At 61.9% G+C, this 18,475-nt stretch carries 12 protein-coding genes; all 12 read right to left on the bottom strand.

Translation table 11 applies throughout. The features are described from left to right. Positions 1-452 precede the first annotated feature (452 nt). The 12 genes from tssA to tssE all read right to left on the bottom strand — a co-directional run bounded on the left by tssA (position 453) and on the right by tssE (position 18,463). A complete protein-coding gene (gene tssA / locus F8N96_RS01685) occupies positions 453-1,544 on the bottom strand; it encodes a type VI secretion system protein TssA (protein ID WP_150796295.1) in 1,092 nt (363 codons plus the stop codon). Positions 1,545-1,638: 94 nt separating this feature from the next. Beyond that, entirely contained in the window at positions 1,639-2,157 is a 519-nt protein-coding gene (locus F8N96_RS01690; protein WP_150796296.1) for an Hcp family type VI secretion system effector, read from the bottom strand. A 158-nt stretch (positions 2,158-2,315) separates the two neighbouring features. Next, positions 2,316-4,811: a type VI secretion system membrane subunit TssM gene (gene tssM / locus F8N96_RS01695; protein WP_150796297.1), complete on the bottom strand. Its 2,496-nt coding sequence runs from the start codon at positions 4,809-4,811 to the stop codon at positions 2,316-2,318. Further along, positions 4,808-5,734, bottom strand: a complete 927-nt coding sequence (gene tagF / locus F8N96_RS01700) for a type VI secretion system-associated protein TagF (RefSeq protein ID WP_150796298.1) — start codon at positions 5,732-5,734, stop codon at positions 4,808-4,810. Before tagF ends, tssM begins: the two co-directional genes overlap by 4 nt. Positions 5,735-5,765: 31 nt before the next feature. Beyond that, on the bottom strand, positions 5,766-9,641 hold the full coding sequence (locus F8N96_RS01705) for a type VI secretion protein IcmF/TssM N-terminal domain-containing protein (protein WP_150796299.1): 3,876 nt from the start codon (positions 9,639-9,641) through the stop codon (positions 5,766-5,768). 30 nt (positions 9,642-9,671) lie between these two features. Next, positions 9,672-10,400 carry a type IVB secretion system protein IcmH/DotU gene (gene icmH / locus F8N96_RS01710; RefSeq protein WP_150796300.1) on the bottom strand — a complete coding sequence of 243 codons (729 nt, stop codon included), beginning with the start codon at positions 10,398-10,400 and terminating at the stop codon, positions 9,672-9,674. Beyond that, on the bottom strand, positions 10,397-11,740 hold the full coding sequence (tssK, locus tag F8N96_RS01715; RefSeq protein WP_150796301.1) for a type VI secretion system baseplate subunit TssK: 1,344 nt from the start codon (positions 11,738-11,740) through the stop codon (positions 10,397-10,399). The genes icmH and tssK overlap by 4 nt, the downstream gene beginning before the upstream one ends. Beyond that, complete coding sequence (gene tssJ / locus F8N96_RS01720) at positions 11,733-12,491, bottom strand: type VI secretion system lipoprotein TssJ (protein ID WP_150796853.1); 759 nt, start codon at positions 12,489-12,491, stop codon at positions 11,733-11,735. Before tssJ ends, tssK begins: the two co-directional genes overlap by 8 nt. Before the next feature lie 23 nt (positions 12,492-12,514). Further along, positions 12,515-15,118 carry a type VI secretion system ATPase TssH gene (gene tssH, locus F8N96_RS01725; RefSeq protein ID WP_150796302.1) on the bottom strand — a complete coding sequence of 868 codons (2,604 nt, stop codon included), beginning with the start codon at positions 15,116-15,118 and terminating at the stop codon, positions 12,515-12,517. Next, positions 15,115-16,185 (bottom strand): type VI secretion system baseplate subunit TssG, encoded by a 1,071-nt coding sequence (tssG, locus tag F8N96_RS01730; RefSeq protein WP_150796303.1) that lies wholly within the window; start codon positions 16,183-16,185, stop codon positions 15,115-15,117. The genes tssH and tssG overlap by 4 nt, the downstream gene beginning before the upstream one ends. Then, entirely contained in the window at positions 16,149-17,981 is a 1,833-nt protein-coding gene (gene tssF / locus F8N96_RS01735; protein WP_150796304.1) for a type VI secretion system baseplate subunit TssF, read from the bottom strand. The genes tssG and tssF overlap by 37 nt, the downstream gene beginning before the upstream one ends. After that, positions 17,981-18,463, bottom strand: a complete 483-nt coding sequence (tssE, locus tag F8N96_RS01740) for a type VI secretion system baseplate subunit TssE (RefSeq protein WP_150796305.1) — start codon at positions 18,461-18,463, stop codon at positions 17,981-17,983. The genes tssF and tssE overlap by 1 nt, the downstream gene beginning before the upstream one ends. Positions 18,464-18,475 lie beyond the last annotated feature (12 nt).

The following is an 18,475-nucleotide window of genomic DNA, read 5'->3' on the forward strand; positions in this document are numbered from 1 at the left end:
ACGCCAAATCGGTGAACGACAGGGATACGGTGTAGGAGCCGGCTTGCCGGCGAAGACGGTGGCACGTTCAATAGAGGTGTTGGCTGGCGGACCGCTTTCGCTGGCAAGCCAGCTCCTACAGAGGGCTTTGGTGGATGCCAAATCGGTGAACGACAGGGATACGGTGTAGGAGCCGGCTTGCTGGCGAAGGCGGTGGCACATTCAATAGAGGTGTTGGCTGGCGGACCGCTTTCGCTGGCAAGCCAGCTCCTACAGAGGGCTTTGGTGGACGCCAAATCGGTGAACGACAGGGATACGGTGTAGGAGCCGGCTTGCTGGCGAAGACGGTGGCACGTTCAATAGAGGTGTTGGCTGGCGGACCGCTTTCGCTGGCTAGCCAGCTCCTACAGGGGATTTTCAGTGAACGCCGGGGCGGTGAGCGCCTCGATCAACCTGCTGGCGAAGACGGTGTATCAGGACTTCGCTTCCTTGGTCCCCAGCACATCACGGATGCTGTCCACCACATTGCTGTCCTTGATCACATCGTTCAGCCAGCCCTCGAGCGGCATGTTGCCCCACTTGATCGCGCGTTCGATCAGGTAGGGGACAGGGCTCTGGGGCTCGGTCTGTTTGAAGAACCGGGCGATGCCCGCCAGCTGGGTGAAGGCCTCGTCGCGGGTCAGCGGTGTGATGCGCAGCGGCGTGGCCGAAAGGTTCTGAGGCTGGGTCATGGCAGGACCTACAGGTTGTTCAACAGCGTTTTCAGGGGCCGTAGCGGACGCGACCGGGGCCGGATGCAGTTCGATGCCCCGATCCTTGAGCAGCTTCTCGGCCAGTTGCCCGGCGCGGAACAAGATGTCATTGAGCCCGGCAAAACTCGGTGCTTCGGCGCCGAAGTGGCGATCAGCGGCGCTCTGCAGCTGCTGGCAGGCTTTCAGGCTGGCGGCGATTTCGGCGGCTTTGAGACGCAGATAGTCCGAGTCGGTCAATACCACCGAACGCTGGAATATCTCGGCGTTGATCTTGCCTTCATCGAGGGCGGCCCGCATGGCCTGGGGGTTCTGCAACGCCAGGTTTTCCACATGCCTGGACTCGTCATACCGCAGCAAACCGTACTGTTGTCCCTGGGTGATCGGCAGCGCGCCGACGATGTCCGCCAGCGAAGTTTTCATCCACGCCAGCCGTGCGGCACGCTCGTCGACGCCGTCTTCAAGGGATGGGAACAAGTCCGCCCAGAAGGCCTCCAGAATGCGCTCGGCCAGGGTCAGGCCGAAGGTGATGCCGACGAAATGGTAGCGGTGCGCCAGGCCCTCGCTGAGCCAGGCGACCAGCATCAAGTCCTTGCTCTGTCGAGCCAGGCCTTGTGCAGCCAGGGTGATGGTCAGGTCCCAATCCGAGGATTTCAGATCGGTCTGCCAATCACCCTGGGTGAGGTAATCGGGGTCTGCTCGACGCGCTTCCTTCACCTGATCGAACAAGGTGGAAAAGCTCAAGTCTTCGCCGCTTCCCTCATTGATGGGCGCTGTCAGTTCGGCCAGCGAAAGGTCGTTGAGAAATTCAGACATAGGCAACTCTGGTCAAGATAAAAGAACACCGTGCCTGATAACCAGGCACGGTGCCGGACACGGGCCGCTTGCGCGGCCCGCCATCGCTACAGACTCAAGCGAAAACCTTGTTGGCCGTGCGATCCCAACCGCCGGTCACGTTGCCGCCGCCCTGGCCATCGGCCCGGCTCTGCTGGGTGTAGGTGGTTTTGATGCGCGCGAAGTTGAAGCTGATTTCTTCGATCGGCAGGTCGCTGACCGATTTGTCTTCACCGCCTTGACTGCCACCGGCAACGGCCTTGACCGAAGACACAACGACTTCTTCCAGGTTGATGGTCAGGTAGGTGACCTTGTCGCCGCCGGCGCGGTTGACGTTCAGCTGGATCTTGGCGATGTGCGTGCCTTTGCAGCAGGCCTCGAACAGTTTGGCAGAAGCCTTGTCCACGGCCTTGCGGATGCTGAAATCGCTCAACGACACACGCTCCGACGAAGCACCGCCCGAAGAGCTTGCAGTCGCGGAAGTAGCCTGAGTTGCGCCGTACTCGTAGCCCAGCACTTCGATCCAGTCCTTGTGCTTGTCGTCCAGTACTTCGCCTGGAATGCCTTCGATCTGGATGTATGCGTCAAATGCCATTTTTAATTTCTCCTTAGCTTCATTTAAGGGCTGACCTGCGCACAGGTCACGTACCCTCGTTTTAACCTCTTTGAAACGATCAAGAGAGGTGTGTTACCGGCCAGGGCCAATACGTCGAAACGACCCCGGCACCGGTGTTTCTGTCAGTGGGGACGCTGTCAGTTGAGCGCCCGCACTTCGATTTCTACCCGCCGATTCGGCTCCAGGCACTGGATCAGCCGGGCCCGGGGCTGCTGCATGTCGCATTTGACCAGGGGCCGGGTGCTGCCTTCGCCGATTGCTTCGACCAACTCGCCGGGCACGCCTTTGCCCACCAGGTAGGTCTTGATGGTCTGCGCGCGTTGTTTGGACACCTGCATATTGCCCTGGGGGTCGCCCAGTTGATCGGCATGCCCGGCAATGATGATCTTACCGATGTCAGGGGTGCTCAAGAGCTTGCCGGCGATGGCGCTGAGCTGGCCCTGGCCTTCGGTTTTCAGGCTCTGGAAATCGGCGCGGCCAAAGGCGAACAAGGTGTCCGACTCCAGGGTGATGGTCTCGATCGAGCGCAACGACTGGGTCAACAGGCTGTTGATGTAGTTGCGCGAACTGGAGGTCAGGAATGCGTTGTCGAGGATCCGTGGCACGTCTTCCTCGTGGATCTGGTCGCTGTAGAAATTGATCTGCCGGCTGGCGAACTCGTAATCCTGGTTCGCGCCCGAGCCGTCATTGCCGGCACCGATGGTTTTGCCAGTCTGGCGGGCGATCGCCGGGTACCAGTAGTCCGGGATCTTTGCCTTCAGGAACCCAGGGTCAGCCTTCTCGCGCTGGGCACGGGAGAGCATGACGTAGGTGTCCAGCGTCGTCTTGCCGAAGGCCGCGATCGACTGGGCCCGGTTGTCGCTCGGCAACGCCTTGGGCTCGACGCTGTCGATGCCGGTCACGGGCAACAATTCCTTGCTGTTGCGCTGATACACCTTGAGGGTGGTGAGCAGGTACAACGAGCGGGTCAGGTTGTCGGCCGTCGGCTTGAGCATCACGCTTTCCAGCCGATCGAAATACCGGCTGCGCAGCAGGGGCTCGACTTTGTAGCCCTGGTACAGCCCCAGGCGCATGCGCAGTGGCACGCCCTGGTGGTGATGCTGCGCATAGTAATGTGCGGTCCAGAAACGCATGCGGTCCAGGGTTTGCCACGCGGTGTATTGACCCGACGCCGACGCGTCAGTGGTGGCCGCCTGGGCCAGCTCCGTCGAAATCGCCTGCACGGTGTTTTTGTTGTTTACGTAGGACCAGCCCAACAGTGCGCACAGCAGCAGCGCCACCAGGCCGGCGCCGCCAATCCAGGTCGCCTTGCGCCGACGTTCGCGATGGTTGGTGGTGTACAACGCCACCAGGTGCTGGTCAGGAATGATGACTTTTCTGAACAGACTGTTGATGAACAGCGGGCGCGCTTGCGCCGTGCCGCTGGCGAGTGCTTGATCAGTGTCCAGGGAAAAGCGCTCTGTGACCTGGCGAGTGTGCCCGCCCAGTTCCGGCTGGTCGGCATCCAGGGCGCTGGTGAAATAGAAGCCGCGCAGCAGTTCGGCCTTTTGATACGGGTTGGCACGCAACAGCGCATCGACGAACAGCTGGAGCCGGGGTTTGAGCGCAGCCAGTTCCAGCGGGAAGCGATACACCGCCGAATCCTGGCGGGTGATCTGAATGTCCTGCAGGACCAGCTGCTGGCTGGCCACCTGTTGCCAATAGCTGATCAACTCATCCATCGCCACGCCAAACTGGCGCCCCCAGTCGGCTTGCTCATAGCCTTTGTGGGCAAAGGTCTTGCCCATGACTTCGCCCCGGGCAACGTCATCCAGTTGGCGGTAGAAGGGGGCGAATCCCGGCACCAGGTCACACTTGGTGAACACCAGGTAGACCGGCAGGCGCACTTCCAGCAGCGCATGGGTTTCCTGGATGCGCTCGCGCAGGCGCTTGGCAATCCGCTCCTGGTCCTCGAGCGAGGTTTGAAGAATGTCATGGATGCTGACCGTGACGATCAGGCCATTGAGCGGCCGGCGCTGGCGGTGCTGGCGCAGCAGCTGGAGGAAGGCCCGCCATTTGCCGGCTTCCTCCTGGTTGTTCATGTAGCGACCGGCGGTATCCAGCAGTACGGCCTCGGAACTGAAAAACCAGTCGCAATTGCGTGTGCCGCCCAGGCCGGCGACGCGCGCACCTTCGCGCTCGGCGTACGGAAAGTTGAGGCCCGATTGATAGAGCATCGTGCTTTTGCCAGCGGCCGGCTGGCCGATCACCAGGTACCAGGGCAGGGCATACAAGGCATCCTTGGAATTGCCGCCCCGGGGTTTGTTGCTGTGCAGGCGCTCGATGCTTTGCAACAGGCGCTCGCGCAACAGGCTGACTTCCTCGCGGTCCGCCGGGCTGGCGTTCAGCACCGCCTGGTCGGCATCGTCGCGCAACAGCCCTTCGAGGTTGTGGTGCCGGGACACCCCACGATACAACAGCAGCACGTAGCCGCAGGCGAGCAGCAGGAACACGCCGATGCCCGTCAGCAGGCTATTCAGCGAGCTGAAGCCAAACCCACGCCCGATGCCCCACACCAGGAAGATCGTGAGGAAAAACACCACCCCCAGAATGTAGGGTTGGTAGCGCAAGAAGTAATACTTGATCTTGTTCATACGGACTTCGAATCCAGGGCAGCGACAAAACGGTCGATGACGTCATCAAGAGGGCGATCGATTTCGGGAAAAACATACGCAGGGTGGTGCTCGTCAAACGCCTCGAACGACCCCAGCACGTCAAAGCTTTGCGAACGCTCGCCGGTACCGGTCAGCACGCGATAGGCATCGCTGGTGGTACGCGAGGCAAAGCAGATCAGCCGGGGGCGCATGAAGTCGTCCGCCAGCAGGCTGATCTGCGGCACGGCGTTGCCGGGTGTCATGCGCGTCAACCAGGTGACCCACAAATCCGCCGTCGGATTTTTCAACCCGCGTTCCGCCGGCAAGGGCAGGGCGATACCGATCGGCGTCCCATGGTGCAGATGCCTGTTCAAGGCCTGCAAACGAGTGAGCACGGCGTTGGTGACGAACTCCGGGTAGGCGCCTTCGAGCGCGATGGCGATGTCGCGCAGGTTGAAGTTCAACAGGAACTTGTCATGCACGCGCCGGAACAACTCGAAGTCCTTGCCTTGCAAGGGGCGCAAGGCCTTGATGCGATCGAACAGCACCGAGGTGCTTTCGCCTTGGGCGGCCATGTGCAGCAAGGGCCTGATCTGCCCGCTGAACAGCTCGCCCAGGGTGAACGGGTTGACCAAGGGCCCGGCGTCGCTGGCTTTTAGGCTCTGGAAAATAAAGAACGGATAGCGGCGCTGGCTTGAATCCCTCGAACTGATCAGCCCGCCCAGCAACCAGTTGCCGCTGCGGGCGCGATAGCAGAAGAAACAGAGCGGCAACGCGTCGAACAGTGTTCGCCAGTCCTCAAGAGGCTGCAGGGCGGCCAATGCGCCTTGCAGCCAGGCATCGAACTCACAGACGTCGTCGGCTGCACCGTGCAGGCTGACGAAGTCCGGGCTCGCGGGGACTTTGCCGAAACAGCCGATCATCGGCCGGGGCCCTGATTCAACACGAGCATGATCACTGTGGCCGTCCGCCTGTGGAGTTGAGTGCACTCAGGGCCTTGACGTTGGCCAGGTCGGTCAACTTGACGCCGCCATAGTTGCGCACGGCGAGGCTGACCGGGCCACTGGCGGTGTTCCAGCTGAAACGTTGCTGGATACCGTCCAGGTCACTGACCCGGGCACTGTCATTCATGCGCAACAGACCCCAGCGACCGGGGTAATCGAACACGGTGATGCGCTCGCCGGTCAGTGTGACCACGTCCATGCGCGCACCCGGGGCGGTGGTGGTGCCCGGCCAGGAGAAGCGGCTCCAGCTGGTCTTGCCGTTGCGGTAATGCTGCACCTGGCCATCGAGGGTGAAAATGATGTCGGTGAAGTAGGCCGAAGGCTCGAGCATGATCTCGAAGCCGTTTTCCCGGTCCGACAGGCTGGCGATCACCTGGCCCAGGGAGCTGGCCTTGTCGATGCTGTTGACCATGCCCGGATTGACCAGCGGCGTGGCCTTGCTGGCGCTGCTCATGCCCAGGCCTTCGCCGCCGGACAGGTTGCCGATTTCGTTGCGCTTGAAGTTCGGCAACAGGCCGGACTCCGGGTCGACGAAACGCTGCAGGTCCTTGACCGAGGCTTCGTTGCGACTGCCCGCGGCGATCGGGTAACGGTGCGCCATGACCTGTTCCCAGGGCTTGGCGATCTGTTGCGCCCAGGCCTTGGCGATCTGTTCGCCGGCCGGATCGCGCAGGGTTTCCCAGGCAAACTGGATCGGCAGGCTGAACAGGCCTTGCAGCGAGGTCGACAAGCCGCCCTGGCTGGTGTCGACGGTGGTCTCGACATAGTTGCGCACGCTGGTGACTTCGCTCGGCTGTCCTTCCAGGGTCTCGCTGATCAGTTGCTTGCTGCTTTTGCCGACGTCTTGCGAGCGCTGGATGTTGTTCATCCGCACCTTGAGTTTGCGCAACGCCGCCAGGTAGCGATCCATGATGGTGCTGTCGGCACCCTCGGCGTTCTGCACCGCGAACACCCGCGACACCGGTTCGAAGCGCTTGGCCAGGCTGCCGTCATCCACCGCAGGCAAGGGCGAAATCAGCGCATTAGCCGAAGTGTCCTGGCCGTCGAAGATACCGGTGACCTTGCCCCAGAAACCGTCATCGCGCTTGATCCCCGGTTGCAGCGTTTCACGGGGGGCCGGCACATCCCATTGGGTGTTGTCGTTGACCGCCGCCAGCAGGTTCTTGACCGGCGAGTTCTGCACGTCGCTGAGCAGCGACAGCTGTCGGGTCGCGTTGGCCATGTCAGTGAAATGACGCACGCCCACACTGTCGATGAAGCCGTACCAGGCCTGGCTGTAGTCGCGCTTGTAACGGGTCATGAACTCACGGATGAAGTTGGCTTTCTGCACCAGGCTGTCGCCGCCTTCGCCGTCGAGCACCCAGTCCGATTCGTTGCGCAGGTTGCCCGACACCAGCTTGATCAGCTCCGGCTTGACGAACTGTTCCCAGCCCTGGCGGGTGAAAATCGCCGGCACCGCTTCCGTGCCGTACAACAGCTGGCGTCCCGGCAACGGCACCAGATCGCTCAGGCCCAGGGCCGGAAACTGGCGGCTCGACTCCAATTGCAGGCGCAAATATTCGCGATCCACCAGCGAGCTGGAAATCATGAACGACTTCAAGCTGTTGCGGGTTTCGCTGATCAGTTGCTCGTTGCGTGGCAAGGAAGGCGCTTGGCCATTTTTGAGCAGTTGCACGTACACCGGCACGTTGTCTTGAATGACTTCCAGGCTGACCGGGTGTTGCGCACTGGCGGTATTGGCCCAGGCCACTGGCAACGCCGCCCCGACGAATTCCGGCTCGGGATGGGCAGCGGGCTGGGTCAGCATCAGGTAGAGCTTCAGCGCGTTATAGGATTCGATGATGGACTCGACCTGGCGCTCGTCCAGCCGGCCGAGCATTTCCTCGGACAACGAAAGCCCACCGGTGGTCGCCGACAGATCGGCGGCGTCGCTCGCGGTGGCCGGATTGCGCAGCGCGGTCATGGCCTCTGCGCGAACATGGCTGACGGCACCCGTGGCAGCACCGCTCAAACGGTTGCCGACATCACCCGCGCTGCGCGGAACGCTGCTCAAGCGGGTCGGCAATTTCAGCTCTTGCGCACGAGCCTTGGCGGAAGGGTTACCGGCCTTGGCGGACGCAGGCGCAAAGCTGTTCTGCGGGTCCATGGTTTTGGCGAACTCGTTGAACGCGCGCATCTGCAATTGCAGTTGCAGGGCCACCGGTTCCAGCGCCTGGGTACGCAGCTGCTGCAAATAGGCATTCTGGGCGAGGAGGTAGATGTCGTCACCACGATACAGGCCTGCGCCGAGTTGCAGCGGCACGCCGTTGGCGCGGTGCTTCTCGATGGCGGCGAGTTGATCGCGCAGCAATTCCAGGCCCTGGCCCGAGGCGAGCAACGGGGCGCGATCCGGTGATTGCTGCAGCGCGGTCAGTTGCTCGCGCAACGCGTCCAGCCACTGCCGGTTGTTCTGGAATGACAGGGTTTCCCAGCCAACGAACACCAGCCCGGCCAGCACCGCCACACCCAGCACGGCAGGGCTGAAGGACTTGTTCTGGCCGAAACGCGACTGATAGAGCGTCAGGTCGCGGTCCGGGAAAATCACCCGGCGGAAGGTGTCGGTAATGAAATAGCTGCGATCGCTGGTTTTCTGGCCGCTGCCTGGCGCGTGCTCGGGTTGTGGCTGCAGCGCGAACGACTCGGCGAGGTCATCTTCATAGACCTGGCTCAGCTGCTGATCGGTCTGCAGGGCGCTGGTGAAATACAAGCCGCGCAACAACAGTTGCGTGCCCGCCTGCCCGGTGTGGGCGAAGTGCTGGAGGAATTGTTCCAGCACCACCGACAGTTCGGAAAAGTAGTTCGGGAAGTTCAGCAGGGCGCTGTTGGCATCGGCTCCCAGCGCGATCATCTGCGCGTCGACATGCCGGCGGATATGACTGTGCAGGTTGGCCAGCTTGGCATCCAGCACCGGGCGCAGACCCTGGTTGCGGATTTCCGACAGACCGAAGGTCATGCCCAGCGGTTGCTGCCGTTCATTCAGGTCCAGGCCTTCGAATGCCTGGCTGAAACCCGGCAGTTGGTCGGTCTTGCTCAACATCAGGTAGATCGGCGGGTTGGCGTCCAGGCAGTCGGTGTACTCCTCGATGCGCGACACCAGTTGCGCGGCGAGTTCGTGGCGCTCGGCAGCGCTGGCGGCCAGCAACTCGGGCAGGCTGACCACCAGCACCAGGCCGTTGACCGCCGCCTTGCTGCGTTGCTTTTTCAGCATCCGCAGGAACGCGGCGAATTCGCTGGCGGACTGGTCGTCGCGCAGGTAACGCCCGGCCGTGTCGATCATCACGGCCTCGGGGCTGAAGTACCAGTCGCAATGCTGGGTGCCGCTGTGGGTGTCATTGGCACTGTTGGCGATGCTCGCCGACAGGCCGGAACGGGTCAGCAGCGAAGTCTTGCCGGCACCGGACATGCCGATGACCAGGTACCACGGCAAGTCATACAGCGCCGACGAGCCACCGCCACCGGCCGAGCGGTCGGTGCGCAGCATCGCGATGGCGTGCTTGAGGCGTTCGCGCAGCACTTGCTGGTCGCGGAACTCACCGGTGGACTTGAGCGATCGATCGACTTCGATCTGCACCAGGTTCTCAAGGTTGTGTTCCGCGCGGATCCGCTTGTACTGACGCAGCACAATGATCAGCAAATAGAAGGCGCTGATGATCGCCATCGCTTCCAGCGTGTAGCCACGCAGCCAGCTCACGTGCGGTGCCACGAACCAGCACACCGCCAGGCTCGCCAGCCACAATACGGGGATGACGAACCAAAAACTTTTCAACAAACGCAATAATGTCTTCATGTCTTCCTGACTCGATTACCTGACCTGTGCTCAGGCACTGAACAGCTGGCTGATTTGTTCGGACAACGCGGCGACGTCCTTGGCCAACAGCCAGTCCAGCGTCAGGTAAACACCCACGCAGACCAGCGCAATCAGCGCCAGGTAGAGCCAGACGGGCACCTCATGGCGCAGCATCTGCGAAACCTGGTCGGGCAAGGCCCAATCGGGCGAGAGCGCCTTGGGCGTCTTGCGGTAACGCGCAATGTCCTGGCCCAGGGTGTTGGCCAGGTACCGCAGCTGGTCTTTCTGGCCGAGGCTGAACTTGCCTTCGAAACCCAGCGCCAGGCACAGGTGGTACACCTCGAGCACATCCAGGTTCTGCTTGACGTCGCTGCGCAACGAATCGATTTTCTCGAAGAAGCCTTCGCCGGCCAGGTGCACGCCGAAGTAGCGGAACTGCAACGGCTGCAGTTCGAAGTGACTGCGCAACGGGTTATCGACAGCGCCCGGGACGCCGGAGCGCAACACGCTTTCGTCGAGGAACGCACACAGGGCGTATTGCGTGTCCTTCACTTGTTCGACGCTGTAGTTGGCGCTGCGGGCTTCGCGTTCCAGGGTCGAAAAGAAGGCATCGATGCTCGCCTCGAAAGCGGTGACCGAGGTCACTTGCCGGCCCTTGCGTACGATCAGCGCCATGCTGATGAAGTCTTGCACCAGGTCTTTCATCAGCGGTTTTTCGCTGGCGGTCGCCACGGCGCCTTGCATTACGGCTTCAGTCATTTGAGTACCGCCATCAGTTCAAGCTTGAGATTGGTAAAGGCGCTGGGCGCGTAGAACGAGATGGCCTGGGCACTCATCATGCGTTCGTACACCCGGCCATGGGGCTCGATGGAGAAGTAGTGATTGTCCAGGCGCACCGGAATCGCATTGGGCAAGCGGCTCGCGTGATTGAGCGTGACCCCGGGCATGGCGCTGTTGACCACCACTTCGATGTCTTCGGGCGAACCGACCTTGAACGCGCGCGGCACCAGTTCCAGCAGGCTGGAACCGGGCATGTCGGCGTGCACGGAAATATAGAAATCCGCCTCGGCCAGGCGCGGGTCGAGCAACTGGCCCTGCCAGTACGACGGCTTGGTCTGGGTCAGGTTGATCACCACGCACTGGTTAGGCACCACGTTGTCGAGCAGCACCCGGATCATCTCGTCGAGCTTGACCAGCGAAGCCGCCGGGTCGTGATGGTCATACTCGGGGATGTCGTTGAGCTGGGTGTCCAGCGAAAATGTCAGCAGGCCGCCCGCAAGCTCCGCCAGAAACACATACAGGCGCTCGGGGTGCAGGCGCGGGTGGGCAAGCAGGTGCGCCAGGCCCGGGTGCGCCCGGTTCACCGTGTTCAGCAGCCAGAACAGGGTCACGTCGCTGGAGCCGAACTCGGCAATCTGGTCCGCGCGTTCGCGACGACGGCCCGACAGCGCCTTGCTCTTGGATTGCAAGGCACCGAGCAGGCGTTTGCCCAGCCCGATCAGGGTTTCGTGGGTGCCGACATGCAGGGTGGGGTGCACGAAGTGCGCGTCGAGGTTGAAACCCCCGATGTTGTTGCGCGACAGCCGGGCGATCGGGCACCAGCTGTAGCCATCCAGGTTGTCGCCGTCGATCAGCATCACCACGTTCAGGCGCAGGCTGGTGATTTCGTTCTCGAGGTCGCCTTCATTCAGGTCCGGCAAGGTGTCGAACTGCTTGCGAAAACGCCGTGCGCTTTTTTGTTCCTGGCCGTCTTCGACGTAATTCATGCCGAAGGGCTCAGGCAGTTTCAGCGCGGCGTAGACCTTCAGGTCGTTGCCCTTGAGCAAGTCTTTCAAATCCCGGGCCGCCGGCAGCGGGTCATGCTGCGGCGCGTCATACAGGCTGCCGTCGGGAAACACCAGTTTCAGCCGTTTGAGCTGCAAGGAGCCGGTAGCGAGGGCTTCTTCATCGACCTGCAGCATCTGCACGCCCCAATGGAAGGGCGTGCTGCGCAGCGTCGATTCCGCCAGCTGATGCTGGTGGAACTCATCCTGGTATTGGAAATGTTGTGGCAAAAGGAACATGCCTTCCGACCACATCACCCGGCTTTGCTTACTCATGAACGCCTTCCAGTAAAGAGTTTAATTTCGACTCCGTCGCCTTTTGCGCGGAGCGGGTGGCCGTGTCTTCGGCCTGTTGCACGACCGCGTCCTGGACGCGCTGGGTGAGGCTGCCTTCAGTTGGCGGGTCGGGCTGCGCGGACGCCTTGGCAAGCTGCGCTTCGGTCTTGGGTTTGTTCAGGACATCGACGCCGCTCATGGCGGAGACGGTGTTGTTGTCCACCAGCACCCGCAGGCCATCGGAGGAAAACCAGATGCCTTCCTTGCGCAGCGATTCGGCATCGAAGGCGACCTTCCAGCGGCTGTTTTCTTCCGAGCGGAAAAAAGCGGCGACGCCGACATAGCCCGCGGCCTTGTTCAAAGGCCACTTGTCGACCTGTCCCATGCCCGGCAGCAGGGTGATTTCGCGGTTTTCGATTAGCGTATTGCCCAGGGCCTTTTGCGGGTCGTCCCACAGGGTGTCGGCGTCGATCGAGGAAAAGCGCTCCAGCGAAGTCAGCTGGTACACGCGAATCACCACGGACAGCGGTTTGCCGGACTCGTCGGGATTGAGCCGGTTGCCGCCGTCGGAGGTCAGGATGACCTTCTCGTTGTCGTCGAACAGCATGTCGCCGGCCCAGGTGTCGTCGACCCGCTTGCCGACTCGGTCGGTGACGCCACAGGCGGTCAGTGCCATCATCATTGCCATCGCGACCAGGCACTTTGCCAATGCTGGCTGCGCTGCACGCTTCCCTGTCTGTCTGTTATCCATCACGGTTACCTGTAAGTGCTCGATCAGCTCAGGCGACAGGCGAAATCGCCGTCGCTGTCCATCTCGATGTGCAAACTCTGGATCGGTTTGTCCTGGGCCATTCGCTCCAGCACCTGCTGGGCCAGTTCCGGCATCAGGGTCTTGGACAGAATGTTGTCGATGTTGCGCGCGCCGCTGTCGACTTCGGTGCAGCGTGCGGCAATGGCCTTGACCAGCGCGGCGTCGTAGCTCAGCACGGCTTGATGGTTGCGCTCGAAGCGCAGGCGGATGCGCTCGAGCTTGAGCGCGACGATGCGCTCCAGAATCGCGTCCTTGACCGGGTAGTAGGGGACGATGGTCAGGCGACCGAGGAACGCCGGCTTGAACACCTGGTTCAACTCCTCGCGCAAGCCTTCGACGATTTCATCCGGCGTCGGCTGCTGCCTGGCATTCAGGCACTGCTGCATGATGTGCTCGGTACCGGTGTTGGACGTGAGAATGATCACGGTGTTGCGGAAGTTGATCTCGCGGCCTTCGCCGTCATCCAGCACGCCTTTATCGAACACCTGGAAGAACAGTTCGAGCACATCCGGATGGGCTTTTTCCACTTCATCCAGCAGCACCACGCTATACGGTTTGCGCCGCACGGCTTCGGTCAGCACGCCGCCCTCGCCGTAACCGACGTAACCCGGTGGCGAACCCTTGAGGCTCGATACCGTGTGGGCTTCCTGGTACTCGGACATATTGATGGTGATCAGGTTACGCTCGCCGCCGTACAGGGTGTCGGCCAGGGCCAGGGCGGTTTCGGTCTTGCCGACGCCGCTCGGGCCGAGCAACAGGAACACGCCGATCGGTTTGTTCGGGTCTTCCATGCGCGCGCGGGACACCTTGATGCGCTTGCCGATTTCCTGCAGCGCGTGATCCTGTCCGAGCACGCGTTCACCCAACAGCGCGGGCAGGCGCTGGACGGTGTCGATCTCGTCGCGCAGCATCTTGCCCAGGGGGATGCCGGTCCAGCCGGAGATCACTTCACCGATGGTGCCGCCATCCACCAGGGCATGCACCAGCGGTTGTTCGCCCTGGACGCTGGCCAGCTCGGCACGTACGGCGGCAATCTCGCGCACATCGGGCGCCTGGTTGTCCGGCTGGTTGAGCGCGCCGAGTTGTTCCACCAGTTGCAGTTCGCGCTGCCACTGTTGCTCCAGGGTTTCGCGGGTCTGCTGCCCGGCCTGCAATTCGCTATGCAGGGTGGCCAGGCGCCGGACATGGTCGCTGCCTTTGGCCGCTTCCTGCTGCAGCACCGCGATTTCTGCCTGTAGGTTGTCGAGGGTTTTTTTGCAGTCTTCCAGCGGCCCCGGCTGCGCCGATTGGCCCAGGGCGACCCGGGCGCAGGCGGTGTCCAGCACGCTGACGGCCTTGTCCGGCAATTGGCGCCCGGTGATGTAGCGACTGGACAGGCGCACGGCCTGCACCAGCGCTTCGTCCATCACCGTGACCTTGTGGTGATCCTGCATCTTGCCCAGCAGGCCGCGCAGCATGTGGATCGCCTTGTCTTCGTCCGGCTCCTCGACCTTGACCACCTGGAAGCGCCGGGCCAGTGCCGCGTCTTTCTCGAAGTACTTCTTGTACTCGGCCCAGGTGGTCGCGGCGATGGTGCGCAGTTCACCCCGGGCCAAGGCCGGCTTGAGCAGGTTGGCGGCATCGTTCTGCCCGGCCTGGCCACCGGAACCGATCAGGGTGTGCGCCTCGTCGATAAACAGAATGATCGGATGCAGGCTGCGCTTGGTTTCCTCGATGACCGACTTGAGGCGGTTTTCAAACTCGCCCTTGACCCCGGCACCGGCCTGCAACAAACCCAGGTCGAGGGTGTGGATGGCGACGTCTTTAAGCACCGACGGCACGTCACCCTGAATGATGCGCAGCGCCAGGCCTTCGACCACGGCGGTTTTACCCACGCCGGCTTCACCGGTCAGGATCGGATTGTTCTGGCGGCGGCGGGTCAGGATGTCGACCATCTGCCGCACCTCGAACTCGCGACCCAGCACCGGGTCGATCCGGCCTTCGCGAGCGCTTTGCGTCAGGTTGATGGTGTACTGATCGAGGGCCGGGGTCTTGCCGTTGCCTTTGACCGTGCCGCGGGCCGTGACGTCCGCACCGGCCAGGGGCTTGGCCTGTTGCGATTCGGCGCTGCCCTCGACCAGCGCGCCGAGGTTGACCCGCAGGTCGTCGGCATTGATTTTTTCCAGCTCGGGGGCGCAGGCGATCACCACCCGGCGCAGCTCGTTGTCATCCAGCAACGCCTGCAACAGATAACCGGTGCGAATCTGCCCCTGGCCGAATTCGATGGAGGCCAGCACCCAGGCCTGCTCGATCATCCGCGTGATGTGCGGCGACAGTGCCGGGGTGCGGGTATTGCCTTTCTTGAACGTGCCCAGCGCGGTCACCAACTGCGCCTGCAGGCGCTCGGGCACTACGTCGTAGTGACGCAGGATGGCCGGCAGGTCGTTGTCGTGGCTGTCGAGCAACTGCAACAACAGGTGCTCGATCTCGACGTCGTAGTGTTGTTCCGACAGGCACAAGGCCGCGGCGCTTTCGGTGGCGGTGCGGCTGGTGTCGTTCAACTTGGCAAACAGGGACTTCAGGTTCACAGGGAGACCCCATCGAATGGAATGTGGAAGAGGGCGCAACGGGACGGTGCCACGTCGACGCCCGGGCGTTTGAGCCAGCCGAGCCAGCCCAGTGACACATTGCCCTGGCGACCGAGGCGGGCCACGGGCACGGCTGCGGGTTTGAGCCTGGGGGCCAACTGGAAGTCGAGTTCGGCGCCAACGTAGAAGCGCACCAGTTCCACCAGTTTCTGGTAGTCCAGGGTGCCGGGCTGGAAGCGTTGATAGTCGACCAGGTCCAGCGGGCCGATCTCGATGCGCACGCAGGATTGATAGTCCCAGACCCGGTTGCCGGCCACGGCGCTTTGCCCGAGCACGGCGTTCTTGCGCCCCAACTGCGTGCACTGGCCGGCATCGAGTTTGAGCCAGCGGCCGGCAAACGGCTTGACCTTGAACGGCAGCGAAAAATAGAAACCCAGCATCGCTTCGAGGTTCATCGCGTTGCGTGGCTTCTGGGCGAACAGGCCGGAGAAATAGCTGAACAATTCGCGCCGCAGCGGTGAGCCTTGCCTGTCGAATTTCTGCTTCTGCGCCTCGGGGCCGAAGCCCACCAGGTTGAGCAGGTAGCGATCGAAATTTGAGGTGCCGTTGCGTTCGTACTCGATGTAGAACTTGTATTTCTGCCAGGCCTCGTAAAACAGCGTGGTCATGCGGTGCGAGAAAATATCGAGGAACGCATGGGCCGCGTCATCCCGGTACTGGATGTGCCGCTCGATCAACAGCTCGGTGTAGGGGCGCGGCAACACACCCGAGGGCCCGACCAGACCCATGAACGTGACCTGCACTTCGGACAGCGGCAAGCCGGCGGCGGACACTTTGCCCTCGCGCTCGAACTGCAGGTCGCTGACTTCACTGGCAGGGAAGTTGAGCGACAGCTGCGAGCGAAAACGCAAAGGGTCTTCGTGGGGTCGAGTGTCCAGGTCCATGCGCCCGGTTCTGCTGTAATGCAGGCGGAGCAAGCGCACCAATTGGAAAAATTCGAATCGGTGCGGCTCAGCCCGTGCCTGGTCGATCAGACCAGGGGTTGATCGCCGGTTCGCGGTGGCCATTGGACGACTCTCTTTTCGCGCTGCAAGGTGCGAAGGGTTAATTGGGTAAAACTGTTCATGCTGCAGTACTGGCCAAAGAAGTGGTCCAGCACCATGCCGAACAAAAACACACCGCTGCCGGTGTACTGGCTTTCATCGAAATTCAGGGTGATGCCGACGCCGCGCACGAAGTTCGGCCGCGGGTGGCCGATACGCGCCACCACCGGTTCGCTGCTCACCGAAACGATGCCGTTGATCTGCTTGCGGATCGCCGAAACGTTGCGGTAGTTGTAGAGCGACAACAGCTCCAGCAGCACCTCGCGCCCCCGGGAAACCAGCGACATATGGTTGAGCGACAGGTGCGAGATCAGTCGCCAGATCACGCCATTGCCCAATGGCACGCGAGCCGTCGCGGTGGGTTTGCGCAAGCAGCGGATGTCGTTGATCACCGAGTTGCCGGGAATATTGAAATCGCCGCGTTCGCCACCGAACGGCAGCATCAACGGCAGGTCGCGGTTGCTGCAGGTCAGGCGGATGCTCAACGTATCGTTGCTCGAATCGAGCAGCTCCAGCTCGCGATCCACCACCCGGATGACCATGTTCGAGCCGTCGCGTTGTCGGGTCTGCACGGGGCGACGCCGGGCAATCCAGAAGCTTTGGCCGGGCCCCTGATCGCCGCGCGGTTCGAAAAACGGGTGGCAGGTGTCGACCTGATCGAGGCCGCCAACCTTGCGCACACGACGCACGCGATCGATGGACACCACTTCGGCCGAGCTTTGCAGGCGCACATCCGGCGTCACCGCGTACTCATGCTGGGCATGGGTCAACTTGATCGGCTCGGCCTGCTGGCGGAACAGGTTGATGATCGGGGTGCAGTTGAGCTTGAAGTTATTGCGCCCGATGTTTTGCGTCAGCCGTGCCAGGCGATCGTTCAGGTCGTAATCCGAGAAATAGAAGTTGATCTCGATGTTCTCGAGGTTCTGGCCCGCCAACAGCCGCGCGAACCCCGACAGGTCGAAGAACATGAACTTGTCCGGGAAGGTGAAGTACTCGTGGAGCAAGCGATATCCCAGGAACGAGCGCTCCGAATAATCCACCAGGCCTTCGTCCACACCATAACCGACAGCTTTCAATGCGTTCGCCGGCAATGCGATCTCGCGAGTGCGGCCCTGATCGTCGAAGCTCACCGTAGCCTTGGCCAGGTTGTTGAACAGCAACTCGTAGAGCTGCAGCATCAGGGTGCTTTCGCCGTCGAGGAAAAAGCGCAGGCGGTCCAGCTCCATCTTGCCGAACAACACATCGGACGTTGCCCTCAGGCCGATGCGCAGGCGCGCGACCAGGTCGGCGCTGTGACCGTTGAACGCCGAACGCTCCAGTTCGATGAACGAGGCTTGATGCACCGCCACCGGCCAGAGTTCAACCGGGTAGCAGGTGCGGAACTTGCACACCACGCCATCGATCGGGTTGGCACTGAGTTCGGTGTGCCGGGCGACACGGAAAGCTTCGGTGACTTTTTCCTGCTTGCCCAGGTTGAACTCGACAATCGACATCGACGGAGTAGGGCGCAGGTAATGCGGGTACAGCACTTCGAGAAACGACTCGACGATTTCCGGCAACTCATCGTCGAGTTTCTTGTGCACCCGGGCCGACAGGAACGAGAAGGCCTCGATCAGGCGCTCGGTATGCGGGTCTTCGCAGTTATCGCCCTCGATGAGCAACCGCGAAGCGATCTTCGGGTACTGGCTGGCGAACTCCTGGCCTAAAAAGCGCAGGTGCGACAGTTCCTTTTCGTAGTAAGGGAGCAGATCGTCGAGCATCAGTTGAGGTTCTGCACTTTGTATTCCTGGGTATTGACCTGCAGCACCGCGTCGAAGGACACCTGACGGGTGATGTCTTGCAGACGCAGTACGGCGTCCACGCGGAAGGTCAGCATGCGTTGGCCGGTCTGTTGGGCGAGCAATTGGACTTTGACGCTGCGAAACCGCCGGTCGCCGACGGTGATCGCCTTTTCCAGCTGGCGTTGAATCAACAGGCGGTCCTGGGGATCCAGCACGCTGCGGCTGGTGAAGTCCGGCATGCCGTAGTCGAGGATGGTTCCGCCCAGATTGACGAAACCCTCCAGTTCGTTGGCGACCAGCGACTGGCGCGTGTTGACCAGCACCTCGAGGTCGCGAACGATGCTGGCCTTGTAATCGGCCAGCGAACACAGGCGTTGCGATGACGCTTCCATGGACTGATGGGGCAGATCGTCCAGCAATCGATCCAGCAGCGATGGCAACAGCCTGTGTTGACTACTCATGTTGCCTCCCTG

Source organism: Pseudomonas fluorescens, assembly GCF_902497855.1.
GTDB lineage: Bacteria > Pseudomonadota > Gammaproteobacteria > Pseudomonadales > Pseudomonadaceae > Aquipseudomonas > Aquipseudomonas fluorescens_BI.

Excerpts from the sequence above, each read along its gene's own strand:
- tssA (WP_150796295.1), bottom strand. The coding sequence starts at position 1,544 with ATGTCTGAATTTCTCAACGACCTTTCGCTGGCCGAACTGACAGCGCCC.
- F8N96_RS01690 (WP_150796296.1), bottom strand. The coding sequence starts at position 2,157 with ATGGCATTTGACGCATACATCCAGATCGAAGGCATTCCAGGCGAAGTA.
- tssM (WP_150796297.1), bottom strand. The coding sequence starts at position 4,811 with ATGAACAAGATCAAGTATTACTTCTTGCGCTACCAACCCTACATTCTG.
- tagF (WP_150796298.1), bottom strand. The coding sequence starts at position 5,734 with ATGATCGGCTGTTTCGGCAAAGTCCCCGCGAGCCCGGACTTCGTCAGC.
- F8N96_RS01705 (WP_150796299.1), bottom strand. The coding sequence starts at position 9,641 with ATGAAGACATTATTGCGTTTGTTGAAAAGTTTTTGGTTCGTCATCCCC.
- icmH (WP_150796300.1), bottom strand. The coding sequence starts at position 10,400 with ATGACTGAAGCCGTAATGCAAGGCGCCGTGGCGACCGCCAGCGAAAAA.
- tssK (WP_150796301.1), bottom strand. The coding sequence starts at position 11,740 with ATGAGTAAGCAAAGCCGGGTGATGTGGTCGGAAGGCATGTTCCTTTTG.
- tssJ (WP_150796853.1), bottom strand. The coding sequence starts at position 12,491 with ATGGATAACAGACAGACAGGGAAGCGTGCAGCGCAGCCAGCATTGGCA.
- tssG (WP_150796303.1), bottom strand. The coding sequence starts at position 16,185 with ATGGCCACCGCGAACCGGCGATCAACCCCTGGTCTGATCGACCAGGCA.
- tssF (WP_150796304.1), bottom strand. The coding sequence starts at position 17,981 with ATGCTCGACGATCTGCTCCCTTACTACGAAAAGGAACTGTCGCACCTG.
- tssE (WP_150796305.1), bottom strand. The coding sequence starts at position 18,463 with ATGAGTAGTCAACACAGGCTGTTGCCATCGCTGCTGGATCGATTGCTG.